Origin of the sequence: Flavobacterium sp. ZB4P23, assembly GCF_003970375.1 — a bacterium.
In the GTDB taxonomy this organism is placed as follows: domain Bacteria; phylum Bacteroidota; class Bacteroidia; order Flavobacteriales; family Flavobacteriaceae; genus Flavobacterium.
The window spans coordinates 101,706-123,234 of the sequence record NZ_RYDK01000002.1 but is presented as its reverse complement, the minus strand read 5'-3'; the positions used below and the strand labels follow the sequence as shown (position 1 = coordinate 123,234).

At 37.2% G+C, this 21,529-nt stretch carries 17 protein-coding genes; 5 read left to right on the top strand and 12 right to left on the bottom strand.

Annotation, left to right across the window (positions count from 1 at the left end):
- Nucleotides 1–151: 151 nt before the first annotated feature.
- The 6 genes from EKL99_RS03690 to EKL99_RS03665 form a co-directional block, all read right to left on the bottom strand.
- A complete protein-coding gene (locus EKL99_RS03690) occupies nucleotides 152–1,726 on the bottom strand; it encodes a calcineurin-like phosphoesterase family protein (RefSeq protein WP_126576424.1) in 1,575 nt (524 codons plus the stop codon).
- A 25-nt stretch (nucleotides 1,727–1,751) separates the two neighbouring features.
- Nucleotides 1,752–3,182 (bottom strand): SusD/RagB family nutrient-binding outer membrane lipoprotein, encoded by a 1,431-nt coding sequence (locus tag EKL99_RS03685; RefSeq protein WP_126576423.1) that lies wholly within the window; start codon nucleotides 3,180–3,182, stop codon nucleotides 1,752–1,754.
- Nucleotides 3,183–3,196: 14 nt separating this feature from the next.
- The gene (locus tag EKL99_RS03680; protein WP_126576422.1) at nucleotides 3,197–6,646 is read right to left on the bottom strand and encodes a SusC/RagA family TonB-linked outer membrane protein; all 3,450 of its coding nucleotides are present in this window, start codon (nucleotides 6,644–6,646) and stop codon (nucleotides 3,197–3,199) included.
- Between the two features lie 89 nt (nucleotides 6,647–6,735).
- Nucleotides 6,736–7,680, bottom strand: coding sequence for a FecR family protein (locus EKL99_RS03675; RefSeq protein WP_126576421.1), 945 nt, complete (start codon nucleotides 7,678–7,680; stop codon nucleotides 6,736–6,738).
- 92 nt (nucleotides 7,681–7,772) lie between these two features.
- Nucleotides 7,773–8,357, bottom strand: coding sequence for an RNA polymerase sigma factor (locus tag EKL99_RS03670; RefSeq protein WP_126561838.1), 585 nt, complete (start codon nucleotides 8,355–8,357; stop codon nucleotides 7,773–7,775).
- Nucleotides 8,358–8,546: 189 nt separating this feature from the next.
- On the bottom strand, nucleotides 8,547–8,768 hold the full coding sequence (locus EKL99_RS03665) for a hypothetical protein (RefSeq protein WP_126561839.1): 222 nt from the start codon (nucleotides 8,766–8,768) through the stop codon (nucleotides 8,547–8,549).
- Nucleotides 8,769–9,602: 834 nt separating this feature from the next.
- On the opposite strand from EKL99_RS03665, the gene EKL99_RS03660 reads away from it, so the two are divergent.
- Both EKL99_RS03660 and EKL99_RS03655 read left to right on the top strand, forming a co-directional pair.
- Entirely contained in the window at nucleotides 9,603–10,814 is a 1,212-nt protein-coding gene (locus EKL99_RS03660; RefSeq protein WP_126556334.1) for an MFS transporter, read from the top strand.
- Between the two features lie 287 nt (nucleotides 10,815–11,101).
- On the top strand, nucleotides 11,102–11,740 hold the full coding sequence (locus tag EKL99_RS03655; protein ID WP_126461136.1) for a peroxiredoxin: 639 nt from the start codon (nucleotides 11,102–11,104) through the stop codon (nucleotides 11,738–11,740).
- An 82-nt stretch (nucleotides 11,741–11,822) separates the two neighbouring features.
- Here EKL99_RS03655 and EKL99_RS03650 read toward each other — a convergent pair whose 3' ends face one another.
- The 6 genes from EKL99_RS03650 to EKL99_RS03625 all read right to left on the bottom strand — a co-directional run bounded on the left by EKL99_RS03650 (nucleotide 11,823) and on the right by EKL99_RS03625 (nucleotide 18,648).
- Nucleotides 11,823–12,704, bottom strand: coding sequence for a DMT family transporter (locus EKL99_RS03650; RefSeq protein WP_126453668.1), 882 nt, complete (start codon nucleotides 12,702–12,704; stop codon nucleotides 11,823–11,825).
- Nucleotides 12,704–13,285 carry a GDP-mannose pyrophosphatase NudK gene (gene nudK / locus EKL99_RS03645; RefSeq protein ID WP_126576420.1) on the bottom strand — a complete coding sequence of 194 codons (582 nt, stop codon included), beginning with the start codon at nucleotides 13,283–13,285 and terminating at the stop codon, nucleotides 12,704–12,706. Before nudK ends, EKL99_RS03650 begins: the two co-directional genes overlap by 1 nt.
- Nucleotides 13,286–13,346: 61 nt before the next feature.
- Nucleotides 13,347–14,618: an adenylosuccinate synthase gene (locus EKL99_RS03640; protein ID WP_126461129.1), complete on the bottom strand. Its 1,272-nt coding sequence runs from the start codon at nucleotides 14,616–14,618 to the stop codon at nucleotides 13,347–13,349.
- Nucleotides 14,619–14,649: 31 nt separating this feature from the next.
- Nucleotides 14,650–15,132, bottom strand: a complete 483-nt coding sequence (locus EKL99_RS03635) for a Fur family transcriptional regulator (protein WP_126461125.1) — start codon at nucleotides 15,130–15,132, stop codon at nucleotides 14,650–14,652.
- 116 nt (nucleotides 15,133–15,248) lie between these two features.
- Nucleotides 15,249–17,468 carry a bifunctional (p)ppGpp synthetase/guanosine-3',5'-bis(diphosphate) 3'-pyrophosphohydrolase gene (locus tag EKL99_RS03630; RefSeq protein WP_126556323.1) on the bottom strand — a complete coding sequence of 740 codons (2,220 nt, stop codon included), beginning with the start codon at nucleotides 17,466–17,468 and terminating at the stop codon, nucleotides 15,249–15,251.
- Between the two features lie 394 nt (nucleotides 17,469–17,862).
- Nucleotides 17,863–18,648: an RNA methyltransferase gene (locus EKL99_RS03625; protein WP_126461118.1), complete on the bottom strand. Its 786-nt coding sequence runs from the start codon at nucleotides 18,646–18,648 to the stop codon at nucleotides 17,863–17,865.
- A 177-nt stretch (nucleotides 18,649–18,825) separates the two neighbouring features.
- Here EKL99_RS03625 and EKL99_RS03620 point away from each other — a divergent pair, with 177 nt between their 5' ends.
- The 3 genes from EKL99_RS03620 to EKL99_RS03610 are packed head-to-tail and all read left to right on the top strand — an operon-like array spanning nucleotide 18,826 to nucleotide 21,529.
- Entirely contained in the window at nucleotides 18,826–19,428 is a 603-nt protein-coding gene (locus EKL99_RS03620; protein WP_126461115.1) for a trimeric intracellular cation channel family protein, read from the top strand.
- Nucleotides 19,429–19,463: 35 nt separating this feature from the next.
- Nucleotides 19,464–20,414 carry a GNAT family N-acetyltransferase gene (locus tag EKL99_RS03615; protein ID WP_126461112.1) on the top strand — a complete coding sequence of 317 codons (951 nt, stop codon included), beginning with the start codon at nucleotides 19,464–19,466 and terminating at the stop codon, nucleotides 20,412–20,414.
- Entirely contained in the window at nucleotides 20,411–21,529 is a 1,119-nt protein-coding gene (locus EKL99_RS03610; protein WP_126576419.1) for a DegT/DnrJ/EryC1/StrS aminotransferase family protein, read from the top strand. The genes EKL99_RS03615 and EKL99_RS03610 overlap by 4 nt, the downstream gene beginning before the upstream one ends.

Below are 21,529 nucleotides of genomic sequence, written 5' to 3'. Positions count from 1 at the left end.
AAAAAAAGTTGATTTTAGTTTGAAATCCAGAAAAAGGAATGTGCCGTACTATTATATGGGAGCAGCGTACTCCTATTTATTTTGAATAAAAAAAAGCTCGCCTGGATTAAAATCTTTAGCGAGCCTTTTAAAAAATAAAAAACAAACAAACTTATTTTTGATTCTCCAAGCGGTAGGAAGTTGTTTCAGTGTAGGTTTTTCCAAATTGATCTGTGGCTTTAATCTCGATCGTATGTACGCCTATTTCCAGATTCGTAGGAATTTTTCCTTTCCAAAGATGTTTGCTTTCTATAGGATTAGACGAGCGTCTGCCAGGAATTAATTCTTCGGTTAGATCCCATTCATAAACCTCAGTGGCATACGAAGGATCTATTTCCTTTACATAGTCCATTGCTTTCCATTCGCCTTGGTCTACGCGGTATTCGAGGTTGTCGTTTTTACTTCCCATAAAGAAATTCACATAAATTCCGGATCGGGTAGGACGGCCTTTTTCCACTACTTTGGGTGCAAAAACCTCCATTTGATAGGTTTTGGGTTTGCCCGCCACTTTATAATCCAGACTGTATTTATTTCCTTTAAAATTAATAAAGGCATATCCTTTTGGTGTTCCATCACGCATGGTCGAAACCGGAACGCCTTCAGAATTCAGTTTTCCGGAATACCAATCTCCGGAAGTGGTTCCAACATTGTAATGATGGTGTGGTTTTTCCTGTAACCAGCCATCGGTTTTGTCAAAGTAATCCTGGCGTTGAATGTGGGTATGGGCAGAAAGAGAAAGTGTGTTTGGGAAATCTTTTAAAAGTTCGAATAACTGATCCCGATCTGCATTTCTGAAAGTATCTTCATCGGTAGGCTCACTTATTGGAATATGAAAAGCCAGCACTATTAAATGTTCTTTTGAAACCAATTTCAAATCATTGGCTATAAACTGCAACTGTTTTGGTGTAAAACCGCCCCAATATCCTTTTTGATTTCGGGGATCAGGATAGAGCACATTATCCATTACGATAAAATGGACTTTACCATAATTGAAGGCATAATTTGCTGGGCCAAAATGGGCTTCGTAGGTTTCATCGGCCATTTCATCTGTGGTGGCATCAAAATTAAGATCGTGATTTCCCAATAAATTGTACCACGGAATCCCCGCTTTTTGTACCGCTTTAATGTAAGGATTAAAAAGAGCAAGGTCATTTCCTACTAGATCTCCCAGGCTCAATCCGAAAGGAACATTTTTAATTCCTTCTACTTCGGCTACAATCCCTTTGGCAAAAAAGTCAACTTCAGCCTGGGTATAAGGTTGCGGATCACCAAAAATAAGAGCTGTAAACTCTTGATTTTCCTGTTGGGGAACCAAACCAAAATCGATTGATTTAGGCAATTTTCCCGTGGGGTCTACTCCTTTGAATTTTAATTGAGGAGAGCCTTTGGGTTTGTGATTGTAAAAAAACTGGGGCAGATTATTTTCATCCACGCCTACTTTATAATTGGCGGGTTTAATTACGGCTATAATTGCATCGTCGCTACTAGGCAGGATGTATTTGCCTTTTTCATCGGTAAGGACCACTTCCAGACCATTGGTTACGGAAACATTAGCAATTCCTTTTTCATTTCGTTCTTTTTTGCCGTTCTGATTGTGGTCTTCAAAAACACAACCTTGAACGTTGGTTTGTGCCATAATTCCTATTGAAAACAGCAAGGCACAAATGGAGAATGTTGATTTTTTCATTGTTTATTTATTTTAAATTAAGATTTTATTTGTCCCACCAAACTTTAGTGTTAATATCATCTGTACCCAACATTTCAACTGCTTTGAGGTAATTTTGCTGGTTGTTGATTTGAATGCTCGTTGGATAATAAAAACGGGAAGGCATAATTCCATTATTTTCCATGGCAGTCGTTTTTGGAAGAATTGGGAATCCAGTTCTGCGGTATTCAAACCATTGTTGGTAATCGATAAAATAAAGGGCATAATATTTTTGAAGCATGATTCTTTCTAAAGTACCATCATAAGCTGCTAATGAATTATCAAAATAAGTACTGGGTATTGTGGCTCCCAATTGCTCCATGGCGGCCTGAACTCCTTTTTTATAATGCGTTTCGGCATCCGTGGTGAATCCTCTTTGCGCCATTTCGGCTTTTATAAAGGCTACTTCGGCATACGTCATCAAGAAAATATTCATGGGATTGGTTATCTGAGATGCATTAAACGTAGAAGCATTGTAAGCAAACTGAGATTCAGCTCCTGCATAGGCACTGGGAATTCCTTTGTAGCCTATGGAAACATTGTTCAAGTCTCTTGCAACACCAGCAATAACAGGTCTTCGGGGATCGGCCATGGTGTTTAGATTATCTATAAAAAAAGAGGCTATTTTTACGTTTAAACTAAAATCCTGTGGTCTTCCCCAAGGAGAAACATTAGGGGTTACTCCAGTTACTTTCAGGATGGCAGAATCGGATGTGTTTTCAAAAACAGGGTATTGTGTTGGATTTTGAATCATCGTTGCCAACTTTTGAAAAGAATTGGTTTCGGTACGGTTGGATATTCTCAACAACAAACGCATTTGAAGGGAATTAGTGAATTTTCTCCATTTTGTGACATTGTTTTGAAAGAGGATGTCACTGGCATAAATCATAGGTGTAGCGGAATTATAAAGGGCATTTGCTCGTTCTAAATCGGCTAAAATAGTGGTGTAAATTAATTCCTGAGAATCAAATGCGGGATAAAGGTTGCCTTCCTCACCGTTTACAGCTTCGGTCATGGGAACCGGTCCAAAAATATCCGTAAGATTGGCATACACCCAAGCATTTAGTGTCAGTGCAATGGCTTCATAATTGCGATCCTCTGCCCGTATCGCCGCAGTTTTCATTTCCTTGATATTATTGAGCCATTTGTAATAATTAGACCAGGACGAATAGCCTATTTCCTGACTTAAATCATAACGGTGAAGCCCTCCGGAAACGCTGGGAAAGGGGAGCGATACCTGCATCAAATCGAACGTGACACCCGCACTTCGGGTCGCGTTGTGTGTAGCCAGACCATAAATAATAGGATTAATTAATGTTCCCGGACTTATCTGGGCAATCCGGTTAGGGTCTTCATTGAGCTCGCTAAAATCGCCCGTGCAAGCAAAGTTTAGCAGTATTAGAACTAAAGTTGCAGTAAAAATTTGTATTTTTTTCATCTTTAAATAATAGTTTAGAAATTCACTTTTAAATTAAAACCATAGGTAGCAGGAGTGGGCATTTGACCCATTTCGATACCGGGTAAAATAGTATCTCCATTTAAGGCTGCCGTTTCCGGATCGAAAATAGGAAAGTCAGAAAGAACCGCTAAGTCTCTACCGAAAATCGATACATCTAAACTTGTAATGCCGGTATTCTTAAGCCATATTGGAGAGAAACTGTATTGCAGACTTACTTCTCTCAATTTTACATAAGAAGCTTCAAAAGAGTTGGACTCGACATTGGCTCTGCGGTAATACCTGGCGTACCAGTCCGGAGTCAGTGCCTCAGTAGTGTTTTGAGAATACGTACCATCGGAATTTAATACAACTCCTTCGCCTACAATCACTCCTTCTTCGCGTCCTTTTATGGTAGATCTGATTTTACCCATTTCAGATAGTTTATGATGGGTTTGGGAATAGATGATACCGCCAAGTTGACCATCCAACATGACATTTAAACCTATGTTTCCAAATTTAAAACTGTTGTATAATCCGGCTCTCCAATCCGGAGTGGCATCGCCTATGTATTGAATTTCATCCGGATAGGCCGGTAAACCCGCATTGTCATATACAATCTGACCGTCAGGAGATCGTACAAAACCGTAGCCGTATATTGCGGTTGTTGTCCCACCCTCTTTGGCAATCAATGTGGCTGAACCTCCTGAACCAATGGTTTGTTGTCCCTGAATACCATCGGCAAGTTCCATGACGCGATTCCAGTTTTTGGACCAAGTTAAAGTGGTTGACCACTTAAATTTATCCATATTGACAATTTTTCCGGTTAGGGTGAGTTCAACTCCTCGATTTCGAACTTCGCCAGAATTCATGATGCCGGAACTGAATCCCGTTGTGATGTCTAAGGGAACAGAAATAATTTGGTTTTTAGTTGTTGTCTGATAGACCGTCGCGTCAAAATTGATTCTGTTTTTGAATAATCGCCCTTCAAAACCGGTTTCAATACTGGTGGTGATTTCCGGTTTAAAATTGGCATTATACAAGGTTGATGGCGCTACTGCTGAACTTGCAAAGGCAGATTGATCGTAGTATTTACTGGTTCTATACGGATCAGTATCATTACCCACTTGGGCAAGAGACAATCGGTATTTAAAATATTCCAGTGATTTGGGTAAGTTGAATATTTCAGAAAGAATAAAACTGGTATTTACAGAAGGGTAAAAGAAAGAATTGTTTTGTACTGGTAAAGTACTGGACCAGTCGTTTCTGCCCGTAACATCTAAGAAAATCTGATCTTTAAAAGAAAGGGAGAACAGTCCGTACAAGCTATTGACTTTTTTATAACTGTCATTTACACTTATGATTGGATTGCTGATCCCATTTGCCAATTTATAAACATCAGGAACTACCAAGCCTTCCACAGCAGCATCCATTCTTTGGTATTTATAGCTCATCGCATTTCCACCTGCTGACGCAGAAAAGGAAAAATCGTTTGACAGCTTATTCTTGTAAGTCAATAAAAAATCAGAATTTACTTCCTGCATAAATACATCCTGTGTTCTAAAAAATCCTTTAGCATACCGGTTGATACTGTAGGGTCTTTTTTGCTCCCGATCCTGATGGTAGGTGTTTAAAGCAGTTCTCAATAAAAGATCTAAATTGGGAGCCAACTGGATTGTGGCGTTCAGATTTCCCACGATTTGGTTACTTGCTAAGGAATTTGTAGCTTCATTGGCAATTAAATAGGGATTATCAATATAACTACTGAAGGGTTGCAGCTGTTGGATTTGGTTTTGACCTTGTCTCCAAATAGGGCGGTACCAATCGAGATCTACATTTGGATTTTGGAAAATCGTAAAGTAGGCGATAGAGCCATTATTGTAACCGGTACTCGGTAAATTGTCACTGTCTCTGTTGTTGTAATTGATCACCGAAGCAATTTTAATTTTATCCGAGATTTTATAATCCGCATTCACAGAGGCTGTTATTCTTTCAAATCCGGTATTAGGCATGATCCATTCATTTTTAGAATGACCAATAGACATTCTCATGGAACCATTTTTGTCCCCGCCTTGAAGCGTGAGGTTGTTGTTTATAGTAATTCCGGTACGCCAGAAATCTTTAATATTATTCTTGTAGGGAGTCCAAGGTGTTCTTTCGGTTCCTTGAGTCTGCGTTACGGGATCGTATTGAAAATAGGATTGTCCGTCAAATTTTGGTCCCCAGGCGCTACTGGTGGAACCCGTATTGTTTCCATCGGAAGAACTTAAATAGGAATAATACGGATTTCCATTTCGATCAAATGATTTTCCGGTACCCTGACCATATTCATATTGGTAATCTGGCCAACGTTGAATGACGTCAAAAGTGACTCCTGTATTATAGCTAATCCCAAGGCCTTTGTTCTTTTTACCGGATTTGGTAGTGATAATTAACGCACCATTTGCGGCACGACTTCCATAAAGTGCAGTGGCTCCGGGTCCTTTTAAGACTGTTACGTTTTCGATATCATCAAGGTTAAGGTCTGAAATACCGTTACCAAAATCAACTGGAGAATCGCGGCCCATATACGCACTGTCAGATCCTGAGCTGGTTATTTTACTGTTTAGGGGAACACCATCTACAATAATTAAGGCATTATTCCCATTGGGATTCAACGAATTATTTCCTCTTAAGGTAATTTGTTGGGAATTTAGAGGCCCGGATCCTGAGGAAACGATATTTAAACCGGCCACTTTTCCTTTTATGCCTGAAGACCAGTTATTTGGAGCGGTTTGTGCCAGATTATCGGCATTGATGGTTTGTTGCGAAAAACCCAATTGTTTTTCCTGTCTTTTAATTCCTAAAGCAGTTACCACAACCTCGTTCAGCGCATTAGTGTTCGCTGTTAAGCGGATTACCAGTGGCGCAGAATTATTTTCGGATACTTCTTTGTTATCAAAACCCATATAGGAAACTACTAAAATCGCATTAGCCGTGGAGGTGGTCAGACTAAATTTTCCGTCAAAATCAGTTGTGGTGCTGTTTGTAGTTCCTTTTTCTAAAACGCTTGCTCCAGGTAAAGGCAAGCCTTGAGAATCATTTACTGTGCCGCGGGTGAGCTGCTGGATTGAAGGAGATTTGGTTACAGAAATGGTATTGTTGATGCGGCGAAATTGAAAGCCAGTTTGGGCGGTAATTTTATTTAAAATAGTATGTATGCTTTCCTTGTTTACCACTAAAGTCAAACGTTGTTTTGAAGAGGCGATTGTTTCGTCAAAAACAAAGGTGTAAGGAGTCTTTTTTTCTAAGATATCAAAGACTTCCCTGATTTGGATTTCTTTGATGTCGATAGAGAAATTTTTCTCCTCGGTAGTTATAGTTGTATAAGGCATTGCAGCCATTTCAGAAAACATGAAGAGGAAACTGAACAGGCACAGGTATTTTTTTAATTTTAGGGAAAAAAGAAATTGGATTTTCAAATTCATTTTAATAGGTTTTAAATATTTATTTTGTTTTAATGGGATCTCAATTCGAATGCCACTTAAGTATTGGTTTTAATAGCGAATTCCAGCATTTACTTCTTTGGTTTTTCTCGTATAAAAATGGTGTTTTGGTTTTGAACGTGAATTTCTAATTGTTTTACCTCGGCAATACTGTTGAGGATAGTAGTGATATTTTCGTTTTTAAATTTTCCGGTAATCCGAAGTTGCTCTAATTCCGGATGCTCAAAAAGAATGGTCACATTAAATTTATTTTTCAAAATTGCGGCTGTTTCGCCAAGGCTTGTATTTTCGAGTACTATAATATTTTTAGTCCAAGCCAAGAAATCTTCCCGGGTATTGTTTGTGAGCAGTGGAAGCTGTGATGTATGAAAACGCAGTTGTTGATTTTTAGTTAGCAATACGTTGTGATTGGGATTTTCTTTAGAATTCACGGTTACTTTTCCGGATAGCACACGGATGGTATTGGGGTAATTTTCATACGCGCTAATGGTAAAAGAAGTTCCTAAAACTTTGATTTTGAATTGAGGGGTTTCTACTGTAAAAGGACTTTTTGGATTGCGAACTACTTTGAAATAAGCTTCTCCTTTAAGGTCTAGTTTTCGGTTGTTTTTGAAATTGGTTGCGTAAGTAACGCTGCTGTTGCCATTTAAAACCAGCTGACTGCCATCAGGCAAAAAGAGTGTTTTTATTTCCCCTTTGGCAGCGGATTGTGTGATGCGATTTGTACTGGTAGATTGGGTTATTACGAAAGAAATTCCGATAAAAAGAAGTGCAATGGCAGCTATTTTGCCTATATTCGAATAGCGTTTTTGCAGCTTTCCTTTGGGCTTGTTAATGGTAGTATTTATTTTATGCAGGATTGCATTTCTTTTCTCTTGGGTTAAAGAAAGGATTATGATGTTTTGTTCTTTCTCTGTTTGTTTAAAGAAGAAGGTTTCTACAGCCTCTTTTTCGGATAGCGTGCATTTATTTTGAACATATTTTTGGGCTAATGTGAGGAAGTCTTCTTTTTGCAAAACGGGTCTTTTTACTATAAGTACCCGCTGGTATTGTTTTTACGTAGTGGGAAATTCAGTCTTAAAGATTTGGTAACAGAAGGGGGAGTGGATTAACATTGCAGCAACATTCCCGTAATAAAAATCGAGAATTGGCAGGGGTCAATCTTCATTTTAAGCAATTTCAATCCATCACTGATGTGTTTTTCTACGGTGCGGACTGAAATGTTTAATTTTTGGGCAATTTCAATATTGGTGTAATGTTCCAATCGGCTCAGGATTATGACTTCTTGGCTTCTGGGAGGGAGTTTCTTTATTTGCTTAAAAATTTCGGATTCAAATTCTTGGTATACTAAATGCTTGTCGGTTCCGGAAGGATTCGGGATGTTTTGGAGTATTTCAAGATGCCCGGAATCAAATTTTAAATCCCGAATGTGATTGGCAACTTTGTATTTGACGGCTCGGAGTAAATAACCTTCTAAATTTTCAATAGATGTATTGGCTGATTTTTCCCAGAGACTAATAAATATTTCCTGAACAATATCTTCGCAAATGGCTTCCTCTTTGTAGATTTTAAAAGCATAGGTATACAATCTTTTCCAATAACGGTCAAATAAGATGCCAAAGGCAAGCTGATCCTGGTGCTGCAATCTTGTTTGTAATTCCGTATCGGATAATAGCAGTAGTGTTGTTTTCATGCTGTAGTAGTTGCTACAAATGAAATCAATTTTAACAAGCTGGGATTCGAAAGGAGTTTAAGCTATGGTTAACGAATGTCGATGATTTATCCCCAACGGTGTTAAACATTTTTTTTTCTGGTTATTAAAAAGAAAAACGGCGCTGAAATAAGCGTCGTTTTTTATAAAGTGAAAATGGAAGGTTTTAGTTTAGCATTTTTTTCCGCTGACTTTTGCCATTGTTGCCGCACACTTTTTTCCTTCGGCTTTGCATTTTGTTTTGCATGTTTCAACTTCTGCGGCAGTCATTGCTTTGGAGTCTTTTTTGGCACAACAGGATTCTTTTTTAGCTTTTGCGACAGCTTTTACTTCTTGCGCACTAAGAGCGCTAGTAAAGAATGCAATTGCAACAAATGTTAGTATTTTTTTCATGTTATAAATTTTAAAGTTGGTTTATTTACTTTGGATATTGGTCCAAATATAGATAATAATGCGAATCAATTTTAAAATTCAGAGTACTATTAAAAATATAAGTAAGTTTTATTTTTTATAAATATACTTTTTAAGTATTTCTCTAAATAAGTTTTGCTGTTCTGCCATTAATAGGATTATTTTACAGGACTGTCCGTAACTAATACCACTTAATTATTCCAGCCACGAATTACCCGAATTACGCGGAATTTTTATTTTAATTTTAAAAAAAAAATTGCTGAAAATTAATGTGATTCGGTGCTAACTTTTTTAGGAATAGTTCTCTTTTGTAAATATAGTCCACTTAGTCGAGAGTCCTTTTGTTTTTTAGCAACTGTCCTTTTACAGAATTATCCAAACGCTATAATTTAACTGTTCAAATATAAAATATTTTTTAGTAAAACACTCTTTTTTTACCGTTTAAAAGCTATTATTACCGTTTAAACGCGTAAAAATGTATTTTTTCTGCTTTTTTTGTAAAAAAAAAATAGGCAAGGCAGTACTGAATTTCTACAAAGAGAGGCGTAATAATTTCTATAAATACCTAAACAGGATTTTAATTTACTGTAATAACAAATCGTGCTTGTTTTAATTTTTTTCCATCTTTTTTACGGATTAAAACGCAATTTTTAACTAATTTTAGCACCTTATTCAGAGTATACAGCTAGGTCAAAAAGGAGTCAAAAGCATCTTAAATAGTATGGCTTTCAGTCTTTTGTTTTTAATTAATTTAAAGGTTTAGGCTGCTTTTTGCTACTCCTTATTCGCGTTAATAATACAGTTTTATTAAAAAATATGAATTCATCTTCTGATAATGCAACACAAATTGACACTGCCGTTATTGCACAGCAAACCGTGTATCCTGTCCTGTTTTCTATTGCATTTGCTCATTTGCTCAATGATTTATTACAGGCCGTTATTCCGGCCGCGTACCCTATTTTAAAAGAAAATTTTAATTTAACCTTCACCCAAATCGGGTTAATTACCTTGGCCTATCAATTAGCGGCTTCCATTTTGCAGCCGATCGTGGGACTCTACACGGACAAAAGACCAAAACCTTTTTCCCAAATTTTCGGAATGCTTTTTACCTTATCCGGAATTGTGGGTTTGTCCTATGCGTCCAGTTTTTCAATGATCATAGTGTCGGTTGTATTGGTCGGGATCGGTTCGTCTATTTTTCATCCTGAAGCATCCCGAATCTCCTTTTTGGCCTCTGGAGGAAAACGGGGTTTGGCACAATCCATTTTTCAGTTGGGGGGCAATGCCGGAACAGCAATCGGGCCTTTACTGGTTGCCTTAATTGTGGTTCCTAATTCCCAATATCACATCATTTGGTTCGTCTCCGTCGCTCTTATCGGATTGGTTGTTTTGAGTAGGATTGCCCTGTGGTATCAAAATCATTTGAGTTTAAGGAGCACTAAAAAAGCGGTAATCAATTTGCCTAATTTGTCCCAAAAAACGATCGCAATCTCCGTGGGAATTTTGATGGTTTTGATATTTTCAAAATTCTTTTACATGGCCAGTATGTCCAGTTATTTCACCTTTTATTTAATCGAAAAATTTGGATTATCAGTGCAGGATGCCCAGTTTCACTTGGTTCTGTTTTTAGCCTCTTGTGCAATAGGAACTTTAATTGGTGGGCCTTTGGGCGATAAATACGGCAGGAAATACGTCATTTGGTTCTCTGTCTTGGGAGCCGCGCCTTTTACCTTACTGTTGCCGTTTGTCGATTTATTTTGGACCGGAGTCCTTTCCGTCCTCATTGGAACTATAATGTCCTCAGCCTTTCCGGCTATTCTGGTTTTTGCACAGGAATTACTGCCTAAAAAACTCGGAATGGTTTCTGGACTTTTCTATGGTTTCGCCTTCGGAATGGGAGGTTTAGGCTCTGCTTTACTCGGAAATCTAGCAGATCACACCAGCATCACTTATGTCTATTACCTGTGTGCCTATTTGCCGCTGATCGGAATTATTGCTTTCTTTTTGCCTAATTTAAAGAAAAAATAATACTTTTTCGTAGCTATATTTACTTCGTCAGTTCGCTTCGCTCGTATCCTGCTCTGTACTTGTATTCCAAGGTAATAAAAACTACAGCTGAAAAAGCCTCGTTTTTCTAAATCGGGAGATGCTGTTGCGATCAGAGCTCTAGGTATTTGGTTTCCTAATGGCATTATTTTTTAAAGGGCTTCGTTCTGGTTTTTATAAAAATTAGTAGAATTTTAAGAGTTGTTTTCCCTCTATAGTGTGTTTATTTCGATACCTTACAGTGTTACTAATTATTAAAATAAACAAGTATGGCAACAGTACGATTAGGCGATATTGCTCCTGATTTTGAAGCAGAAACGTCACAAGGAAAAATAGAATTTCATCAATGGCTAGGAGATTCTTGGGGTATTTTGTTCTCACATCCCGCTGATTTTACACCGGTTTGCACCACTGAGTTAGGAACAGCAGCACTGTATTATCCTGAATTTAAAAAACGAAATGTCAAGGTAATCGCATTGAGCGTAGATGGCGTCGATTCACACATGGAATGGATTAAAGACATCAATGAAACTCAAAATACTACTGTAGATTTCCCTATAATAGCCGATGAAGGCAAGCATATCGCGGAACTATATGACATGATTCATCCCAACGCAAGTGAGAGTTTCACTGTTCGTTCCGTTTTTATAATAGGACCAGACAAAAAAATAAAATTGACATTGACCTATCCGGCATCAACCGGTAGAAATTTTGATGAATTATTGCGTGTCATCGATAGTCTGCAATTGACAGCTAATTACAGCGTGGCCACACCAGCCAATTGGAAAGATGGAGATAGCGTTGTAATTTCGCCTGCGGTTAAAGATGAAGATATCCCGACTAAATTTCCAAAAGGCTACGAAAGGGTCAAACCGTATTTGCGTATGACTCCGCAGCCCAATAAATAATATTTTTTAGAAAACCGTATAAACATGAAAGCAGAATGAAAATAAATTCATTCTGCTTTTCTATTTTGTCAAAAATTAAAAATTACTTCTTATTGGTGATTAATAAACCAGAAACAATGATGCCCATACTAATAATTTGTATCAATCCAATTGCTTGATTTAGGAAAAAGTAAGCAAGAATACCGCTGAATATTGGGATTAAATAATAGATTAGAGCTGTTTTAGATGTGCCTATCAATCGTATGGCTTCGTTCCACAAATAGAAAGAAACCAGCGAAGCAAAAATGCCAACATAGGAGGTAATCAGTATCGTTTTAGTGTCAAAAACAACTTTTTTGTAAAGCAAATGTTCACAAAGATAAAAAGGAAAAAGGAGCAGTGTGCCTATTACAAAAACACTAAACAAAAATACTTTTGGTGTTAATTCAGGTGGTTTTTTACGCACTAAAATAGTGTAATACGCAAAAAAGAAGCAAGCCACAAGCATCAATAAATCCCCAATGGTAAAGTTTATTTTTAGCAAGGCCTGAAGCGAACCTTTGGTAATTAGCACTAGAACCCCTGTGATTATAGTTACAATTCCTATGATTTTTAGATTAGAAACGGTCTCTTTAAAAATAATTCTGGAGATTACAACAATAAATAACGGAATCGAAATGGCGATTAGCGATAAATTCACAGCACTCGTTGTTTTTCCTGCAATGTAAATTAACGTGTTGAAAATAGTGATTCCCAATACCGCCGTAAACACAAGATACCGGAGGTGTTTTTTAACAATTGTGAAATTTCTAGTAGTGCTTTTTAAAGCAAATGGAGCCAAAACGAGACATGCAATTGTCCAGCGCCAAAAGGCCAGTCCTATAGGAGGAATGTGGTCTTTTATGCCACTGGCGATGACCATATTTACGGACCATAACAAGGTAGCAAATAAGGCAAATAGAACTCCTTTAGTGGGATTACTCATTAAACCAAATTATGAATTTTAGCATACTGTAGTAACATAATAGTCTTGGCATCCTGCATTTGACCAGATTCAATCATGGCATACGCTTCTTCAAAAGACATTTCAATCACATCTATATTTTCTTCCTCATGTGCTACTCCGCCACCGTCACTTACTTTCAAAGATTCATCGTACTCGCCAACAAATAAATACAATATTTCAGTTACAGCTCCTGGCGACATATATGTTTCCATGACTTTTTTGACTGTAGAAATACGATATCCTGTTTCTTCTTCGGTTTCTCTAATGATGCATTGCTCCGGATTGTCTTGATCCAAAAGGCCGGCACAAACCTCAATCATTATTCCTGATTTATTTCCGTTAAGATAGGTTGGCAAGCGAAACTGGCGTGTAAGAATAACGGTTTTTTGTAAAGTGTTATAAAGTAAAATGGCGGCTCCGTTTCCTCTATCATAGACTTCTCTTTTTTGGGTAATCCAGGAGTCGTCTTTTTTTTGATAGTCAAAAGTGACTTTGTTTAAAAGGTACCAATTGTCTGAGAGCAATTCGGTTTTTTGTATTTTAATGGTTGGGTTTTTCATTCGTAGGAATTGATTTTTAAACTAAAAAAAACGTCCCGATTTATCGGGACGTTTCATAATCTTATTTCAGAATCGTTTGCTTTCTGTCTGGACCTACAGAAACAATTTTGATAGGCACTTCTACTTCTTTTTCGATGAATTCAATGTATTCTTTTAATTCGATTGGTAACTCATCATATGTGGTCATACCAGTCAAATCTTGTTTCCATCCTTTGAAATCCTGATACACTGGAGTTACATTTTCCGGTTCAATGTTGTATGGGAAATGTGAAATATTTTCTCCTTTATAATTGTATTCCGTACATACTTTCAACGTTTCAAATCCTGAAAGGACATCCCCTTTCATCATCATCAGTTGGGTTACACCATTCACCTGAACCGCATATTTCAGTGCTACTAAGTCTAACCAGCCACAACGTCTTTGTCTGCCGGTTACTGATCCAAATTCATTTCCAACACGGGCCATAGTTGCACCATCTTCGTCAAAAAGTTCAGTAGGGAACGGGCCACTTCCAACGCGTGTTACATAGGCTTTGAAGATTCCGTATACTTCCTTGATTTTATTTGGAGCAATCCCTAAACCGGTACAAGCGCCTGCGGCAGTTGTATTAGAGGAAGTCACAAATGGATAGGTTCCAAAATCAACATCTAATAACGAACCTTGGGCTCCTTCACATAATATTGATTTACCTGCTTTTTGCGCTTGGTGTAAATATTCTTCGCTATCAATAAAGTCTAATTTTTTTAGCTCTTCGATAGCTTCAAAAAATTCTTTTTCTAATTCTTCTAAATTGTATTGTATCGCAACATCATAGAATTTTATCATGGCTTCGTGCTTGTCAGCCAAAGCTCTGTAACGATCTGTAAAATCTTCTAATTCAATATCACCCACACGGATTCCGTTTCTTCCGGTTTTGTCCATATAAGTAGGGCCAATTCCTTTTAAAGTAGAACCAATTTTTGCTTTTCCTTTAGATGCTTCTGATGCGGCATCTAACAAGCGGTGCGTTGGCAAAATTAAATGCGCTTTTCTTGAAATGATTAATTTGTTTTTGATGTCTAAATTAAATTTTTCAAGGCCTTCAATTTCTTTTTGAAAAACTACAGGATCAATTACAACTCCGTTTCCAATGATGTTTACAGCAGTTTTATGAAAAATACCGGAAGGAATAGTTCTAAGAACATGTTTTATTCCATCAAATTCTAAAGTGTGTCCTGCATTTGGACCTCCTTGAAAACGTGCAATAATGTCATATTTCGAAGTAAGAACATCCACAATTTTTCCTTTTCCTTCATCTCCCCATTGCAACCCTAGTAATAAATCTACCGTCATTCTATATGTTATTTGTAGTTAATTTTTATATTTAGGAACGATCTTGTTCGTCCAGAGTATTCTTTTCCTTTTTTACACCGTAAAGGTATAAGGAGTGATTTGTAATTTCTATATCGAAAATTTCCTCAATTGTTTTTTTGATGCTTTGGATTCTAGGGTCACAAAACTCGATTACTTCACCGGTATCAGTCATGATAATGTGATCGTGCTGTTTGTCAAAATATGATTTTTCGTAATGTGCCTGATTCTGTCCAAATTGGTGTTTGCGCACTAAAGCACAGTCCAATAATAATTCGATAGTATTGTAAAGGGTTGCCCTACTAACCCGATAGTTTTTATTTTTCATTTTGATGTAGAGATTCTCTACGTCAAAATGTTCTTCACTATCGTAAATTTCCTGAAGAATAGCATAACGTTCTGGCGTTTTGCGATGTCCTTTTTTTTCAAGATACATTGTAAAAACATTTTTTACAATTTCTTGATTCTTGTTGTTATCTGTGGAAATGAGTGTCATATGCTGGCAAAGATAAATTTTTTAGTTTAAAGATTAAAATTTCCGGTTTGTTTAGTTTCAAGTTTGTTCCGTTTCAGGTATGAAAAGCTACATTATGTAAAAAACCAGCAACTTTTCTAGGTTTTATAAACTCGGGTTACCTTATCTATTCCATCAATCTTTTTGATATTATTGATTAATTTTTTTAAGATTGTATTGTTCTGAACAATTACGGCCACCTGCCCATGAAAGATACCTGCCTCTGTGCTCAAAGAAATACTCTGGATGTTCACATGCATATTATTCGAAATCACTTTTGTTAGCTGGTTGGTAAGTCCTAAAACATCCATTCCGGTTATGTTTATGATGGCTTTGAATTCTTCTTGGGAAGAGTCAATCCATTTGGCCGTCATGATCCGGTAGGCATAGTTGGATTGCATTCCAATCGCGTTTGGGCAATCTTTTTTATGCACTTTTATCCCTTCATTTATCGTGACAAACCCAAACACGTCATCCCCGGGAATTGGGTTGCAACACGGGGATAATTTATAATCCAGTTTGTCATGTTCTTTGCCAAATACGAGCATGTCATAATTGCTGCTTATTATTGGTTTATGAATGTCCTCATCAGCTGTGCTGGCGGTTCGTTTTATTTTATTCTTGAAAAAATTAATAAAAGTATTGCTTTTTTGGGCGGCATAATCTTTGAGTTGTTGGTTTTCTATAGCGCCAATCCCGACTCTGTAAAATAAATCTAAGCTTGTTTTTAACTTAAAAAAATTGACTAGCTCATTTACAACAGATTCATTTAAAGTTATTTTTAAATGCTTTAGTTTACGCGTCAGCAGTTCTTTTCCTTCTTCTCCAATTTTCTTGGTGTTCTCGTTTAAAACATTTTTTATCTTAGTTTTGGCTCTTGAAGTGGTCACATAATCCAGCCAGTTGATCGTTGGTTTTTGATGTTGTGACGTGATTACTTCAATTTGATCACCACTTTTTAATTCAAAATTCAACGGGACTAATTTTCCGTTTACACGTGTTCCCCTGGTGCGAATGCCTATTTCGGAGTGAATGCTGAAAGCAAAATCAAGCGATGTAGCACCTTTGGGCAAGGATTTTATTTCTCCCTTTGGGGTAAAAACAAAAATTTCTTTTGAATATAAATTCATCTTGAAATCCTCCACAAAATTTACTGCATTTGTCTCAGAATTCTCTAAGGCTTCTTTTAGTAAATTGAGCCAGACATCCAAACCACTTTCTTCGGTAGCGCCATTTTTATATTTGTAGTGCGCAGCATATCCTTTTTCGGCAATTTCATCCATGCGTTCGCTGCGTACCTGAACTTCAATCCAGCGCCCTTTGGGTCCCATTACGGTAATATGCAAGGCTTCGTAGCCAGTAGATTTTGGAGACGAAATCCAATCGCGCAACCTACTCGGGCTGGGCCTGTAGTGGTCCGTTACAATGGAGTATATTTTCCAAGCGATGAATTTTTCGTCATGGGGAGTTGATTTGTAAACAATTCGGAGTGCAAATTTATCATACACTTCGTCAAAACTTACATTTTGAGCCTGCATCTTTCTCCGGATGGAGTAGATTGATTTTGGACGGCCTTTTATGATATAATCAATTCCTTCAGTATCTAAGGATGTTTTTAAAATATTTGAAATAGCCTCAATATACGCATCCTGCTCCTCTTTAGTTTCTTTTATTTTACTTACGATTTCATTGTATACTGCTGGTTCCGTATATTTTAATCCTAAATCTTCCAGTTTTGTCTTGATATTGTACAAACCCAATCGATGGGCCAGTGGCGCATAAATGTACAAGGTTTCAGATGCAATTTTAGTCTGCTTGTCCTCTTGCATCGAATCCATGGTTTGCATGTTGTGCAGGCGATCAGCAAGTTTAATCAGGATTACGCGCACATCATCATTTAGCGTCAAAATCATCTTGCGAAAATTTTCGGCTTGCATTGAAACGTTTAGGTCTCTTTGCACCATAGATATTTTTGTTAATCCTTCAACAATTTGGGCTACTTTAGGATTAAATAAGCGCTCGATGTCCTGAATTGTAGTGGGTGTATCCTCGACCACATCGTGCAATAATGCAGCTGCAATAGAGGTTGCTCCCAAACCTATTTCTGAAGCAACAATTTTTGCTACAGCGATAGGATGAAAAATGTAGGCTTCACCGGACTTTCTGCGTTGCTCTTTATGGGCTTCTACAGATACATCAAAGGCTTTTCGGATGAGTTTTTTGTCCTCATCACTCAAGGTTTGGTAGCTTATTCGAAGTAACTCTTTGTACTCCTGAGCTATAGCTTTATTTTCTTTTTCTAAATCTATTTCGATCATAACGGCATGGTTCATTTCTTAAAAATAGCAATAAGTTAGCAGATATGCAATTTTATTTAAGCACGATATTACAGGATTTTTTTAAACGCTAAATTTTGAAAGTCATAACTGAAATCAGTCCGTCCGGAAATGGGTTTTATTGTGATTCAGACTGCTTTTCAATTGCCCCACATTCTAAAAATAAATACACATCAGCATGAAAATAGGTATTATTCCATTTTACCACACAATTACTGTCTTTGCAGAAAAAATAGCACCATAAAGTTGTGGGAACGTTTGGAAGCAAAATAAAATTTCTCTTTTACTTGAAAGTTGCACTTCTCTAAACCAATTGTCTTTAGGTGTGCCAATGAAAATTTTGAAATCTCCTATCAAAAAAGCATTCATCTTCAGTCTAAAATCCCCGTTGTCTTTTGGCTTCAAAGATCAAGATGGCTGCTGCAACGGAAACATTCATAGAATCGATTTCGCCCTGCATTGGAATAATAATATTTCGCGTGGCTTCTTCTCGCCATGCTGCTGTCAAGCCAGTTGCCTCTGTTCCTACTACTAAAGCCGTTGGTGTGGTGTAATCTTGGGTATGATAGGAAGTGGAGTTTTGTAGCGTTGCACAATAAAAATTGATTTTTCGTTCCTTCAAAAAAGCAATAATTTCTGCTGTAGTTCCGGTTGCAATTTGGTTGGTAAACAAACAACCTACGCTGGAACGCACAATATTTGGGTTGTATAAATCGCTTTTTGGGTTGGCAATAATCACGGCATCCAGATTAGCAGCATCCGCAGTGCGCAACAAAGCGCCAATGTTTCCCGGTTTTTCAGGTGCTTCAGCAACTAGAATCAATGGGTTTTCGGATAATTCTAAATCGGATAATCGCAATGATTTGGTTTTGGCTATAGCCAAAATACCCTCGGTGGTATCGCGATAAGCCAGTTTCTGGTAGACTTCTTTGTTGATTTCGATCAATTCTGCATTTTCAGAAAATTGATGCGCTTCAGTTTCGGAACAAAGTTCAGATAAAAACAATAAAGTTTCTATTTCGTAACCGCCTTTGATGGCAATTGAAATTTCCCGTTTTCCCTCTATCAAAAAAGTACCGGATTGTTTGCGCGCTTTTGCTTTTTCCTGCAATTGCACTAAGGATTTTATGTGCGGATTTTGTATCGAAGTAATTTGTTTCAAGGCTTTCCTCTATTTAATTAAACACGACAAAGATACACAGAGAAAATCCAGTTTTCTAATCTGATCCGAATATTTATTTGGAAGCAATAGCAGCATTAATGCCAGTTGCTTTGGTTATTTTTACGAGTATTTTCTTTATTTTTGTAGAAATTCCATATTTAAAAAATTTCAATCTAAATGTTTTACTTTCTAGACTTTGTCGGTACGATTGCTTTTACCATGTCAGGCGCATTGACCGCTATGAGTAAAAAACTCGATCCTTTTGGGGTGTTCATCATTGCGTTTGTAACGGCTGTTGGCGGCGGAACCTTACGAGATGTTATGATTGGTAGGACGCCCGTGGGCTGGATGCTAGACCTGAATTACGTGTATGTGATTTTTTTTGGGTTTGTTTTGTCGATTATTTTCAGGAAAAAATTTGATCGTTTGCGCACTTCTTTGTTTTTATTTGATACCGTCGGGCTGGGCGTTTTTACATTAATTGGTCTTGAAAAAGGAATAAATATTGGTTTGCATCCTGTTATATGCATTGCATTAGGAACGATCACAGCTTGTTTTGGAGGGGTTATTCGGGATATTTTATGCAACGATATTCCGGTGATTTTCAGACGGGAAATTTACGCCACGATTTGTATTCTGGGCGGAATGCTATTTTTTATGCTTCGGGAATTTAATTTGGATAAGGATATTTTATACATAACAACGTCAATTTTTATTATTATAATTCGGTTGATGGCCGTAAAATTCAAATGGTATCTGCCCACTTTAGAACCTAAATAAAAAATGATTACTTTCACAAAGTCTAAAACCAAAGCGTGAAAAATTATACCGTCAAACGATATCAAAAAAGCGATTATGCCCATTGGAATTCCTTTATTGGTCAAGCCAAAAATGCAACCTTTTTGTTTCACCGTGATTTTATGGAATACCATGAGGATCGCTTTGAAGATTTTTCAGTACTGATTTATGACAAACAAAAACTGGTAGCAGTTTTGCCAGCTAATAAATTGGAAAACAGCATTTTTTCACATCAGGGTTTGACCTATGGCGGCTTGGTTTTTTCAGCTATAATAAAAGCAGAGATAGTAGCGGAACTTGTAGACTGTGTTTTGTCTTTTTTTAAAGACCATAGCATCCAATCCTTTTATTTGAAACAAATCCCTTTTTTTTATTTTTCAAAAGGAAATGCTGAAATGGAGTTTTTCTTGCTTAAAAAAGGCGCTTTTCTGGAGAAGAAAGAAATGAATTTGGCCATTAATTTAGCAATGCCACTGACTGTTTCTAAAAGTAAATTGAAGCATTTGAGAAAAATGGAAGCACTCGACTTGCAACTTGTCGAGGAAGCGGAGCCGGACTCTTTCTGGGAATTGGTTTTAGAACCAAGATTGCGTGAAAAATACAATGCAAAACCAGTTCATACCTTGCAAGAAATCACAAAATTAAAGGCATTGTTCCCTCAAAACATCAAACAATTTTCAGTGTATTATGACGATGTAATAGTTGCCGGAGTGACACTGTTTGAAACCGAAACGGTGGTGAAATCACAATATGGAGCCACCACTAAAAAAGGCGAGGAGTTGCGCGCATTGGATTTTGCATTTATTACCTTAATAGAAAAATACAAAAAACAAGGCATGCTTTTTTTTGATATGGGTATTGTTAATGATACTAATGAAAGCGGATTTCATGCCGGACTTTTGAAACAAAAAGAAGAATTAGGCTGTACGGTATATGGCCAAGACTTTTATAAAATGAATCTAGTATGATACCATTTTTAGATTTAAAACAAACAAACAAGCCCTATGAAACCGCTTTTCAGGAAAAATTAAAAGGGTTTTTAGCGAATGGTTGGTATATTTTAGGGAATGAAGTCAGCGAGTTTGAAACCAATTTTGCGGCTTATTGCGGAACAAAATACTGTATTGGGACGGGAAATGGTTTTGATGCTTTAGTGCTCATTTTTAAAGCCTATATCGTGTTAGGAAAACTGCAAAAAGGGGACGAAGTCATTGTGCCAGCAAACACGTACATTGCCAGTATTCTCGCTATTTTGCAAGCAGATTTAATTCCGGTTCTGAGCGAGCCAAAATTAGAAACCTATAACTTGGATCCCGATTTAATTACAGCAAAAATCACTTCTAAAACGGGAGCGATTCTAGTGGTTCATCTCTACGGACAGCTGGCAGAAATGGAGAAAATAAATGAAATTGCTGTAGCAAACAATTTATTAGTAGTAGAAGATGCGGCTCAGGCTCACGGGGCTTCCTTTGAAGATGAAAGTGCGAAGACCCAAAACCAAAAGCCAAAAAACCAAGCCTATAGTTTTTATCCTGGGAAAAATCTAGGGGCATTAGGCGATGCCGGTGCCGTTACGACTAATGATTCTGAATTAGCCAGGGTTATTCAGTCGCTTCGAAATTACGGATCGGAAACCAAGTATTATAATGACTATGTAGGGATAAACTCCAGATTAGACGAATTGCAAGCTGCTTTTTTAAATGTGAAATTACCGTTTTTAAATGCTGAGAATGACCGCCGAAGAACAATTGCCAATCGCTATTTATCAGAAATAAAAAACGATAAAATAATACTTCCATTTTGGGATTTGTCAAACAATCATGTCTTTCATTTATTTGTCATTCGAACTCAGGATAGAACGGATTTACAAGAATATTTACGTCAAAACGGAATTCAAACGGTTATCCATTATCCAGTTTCGCCCCACCGTCAAAAAGCTTTCTCTTCCGAGACTGCGGGATGGAATATGTTGTCCTTTCCAATTACTGAAAAAATTCATGAAGAAGTTTTGAGTTTGCCCATAAGTCCTGCCTTGACACCGGAGGAGGTTCGTCATATTATTGCAATTTTAAATACATATTAA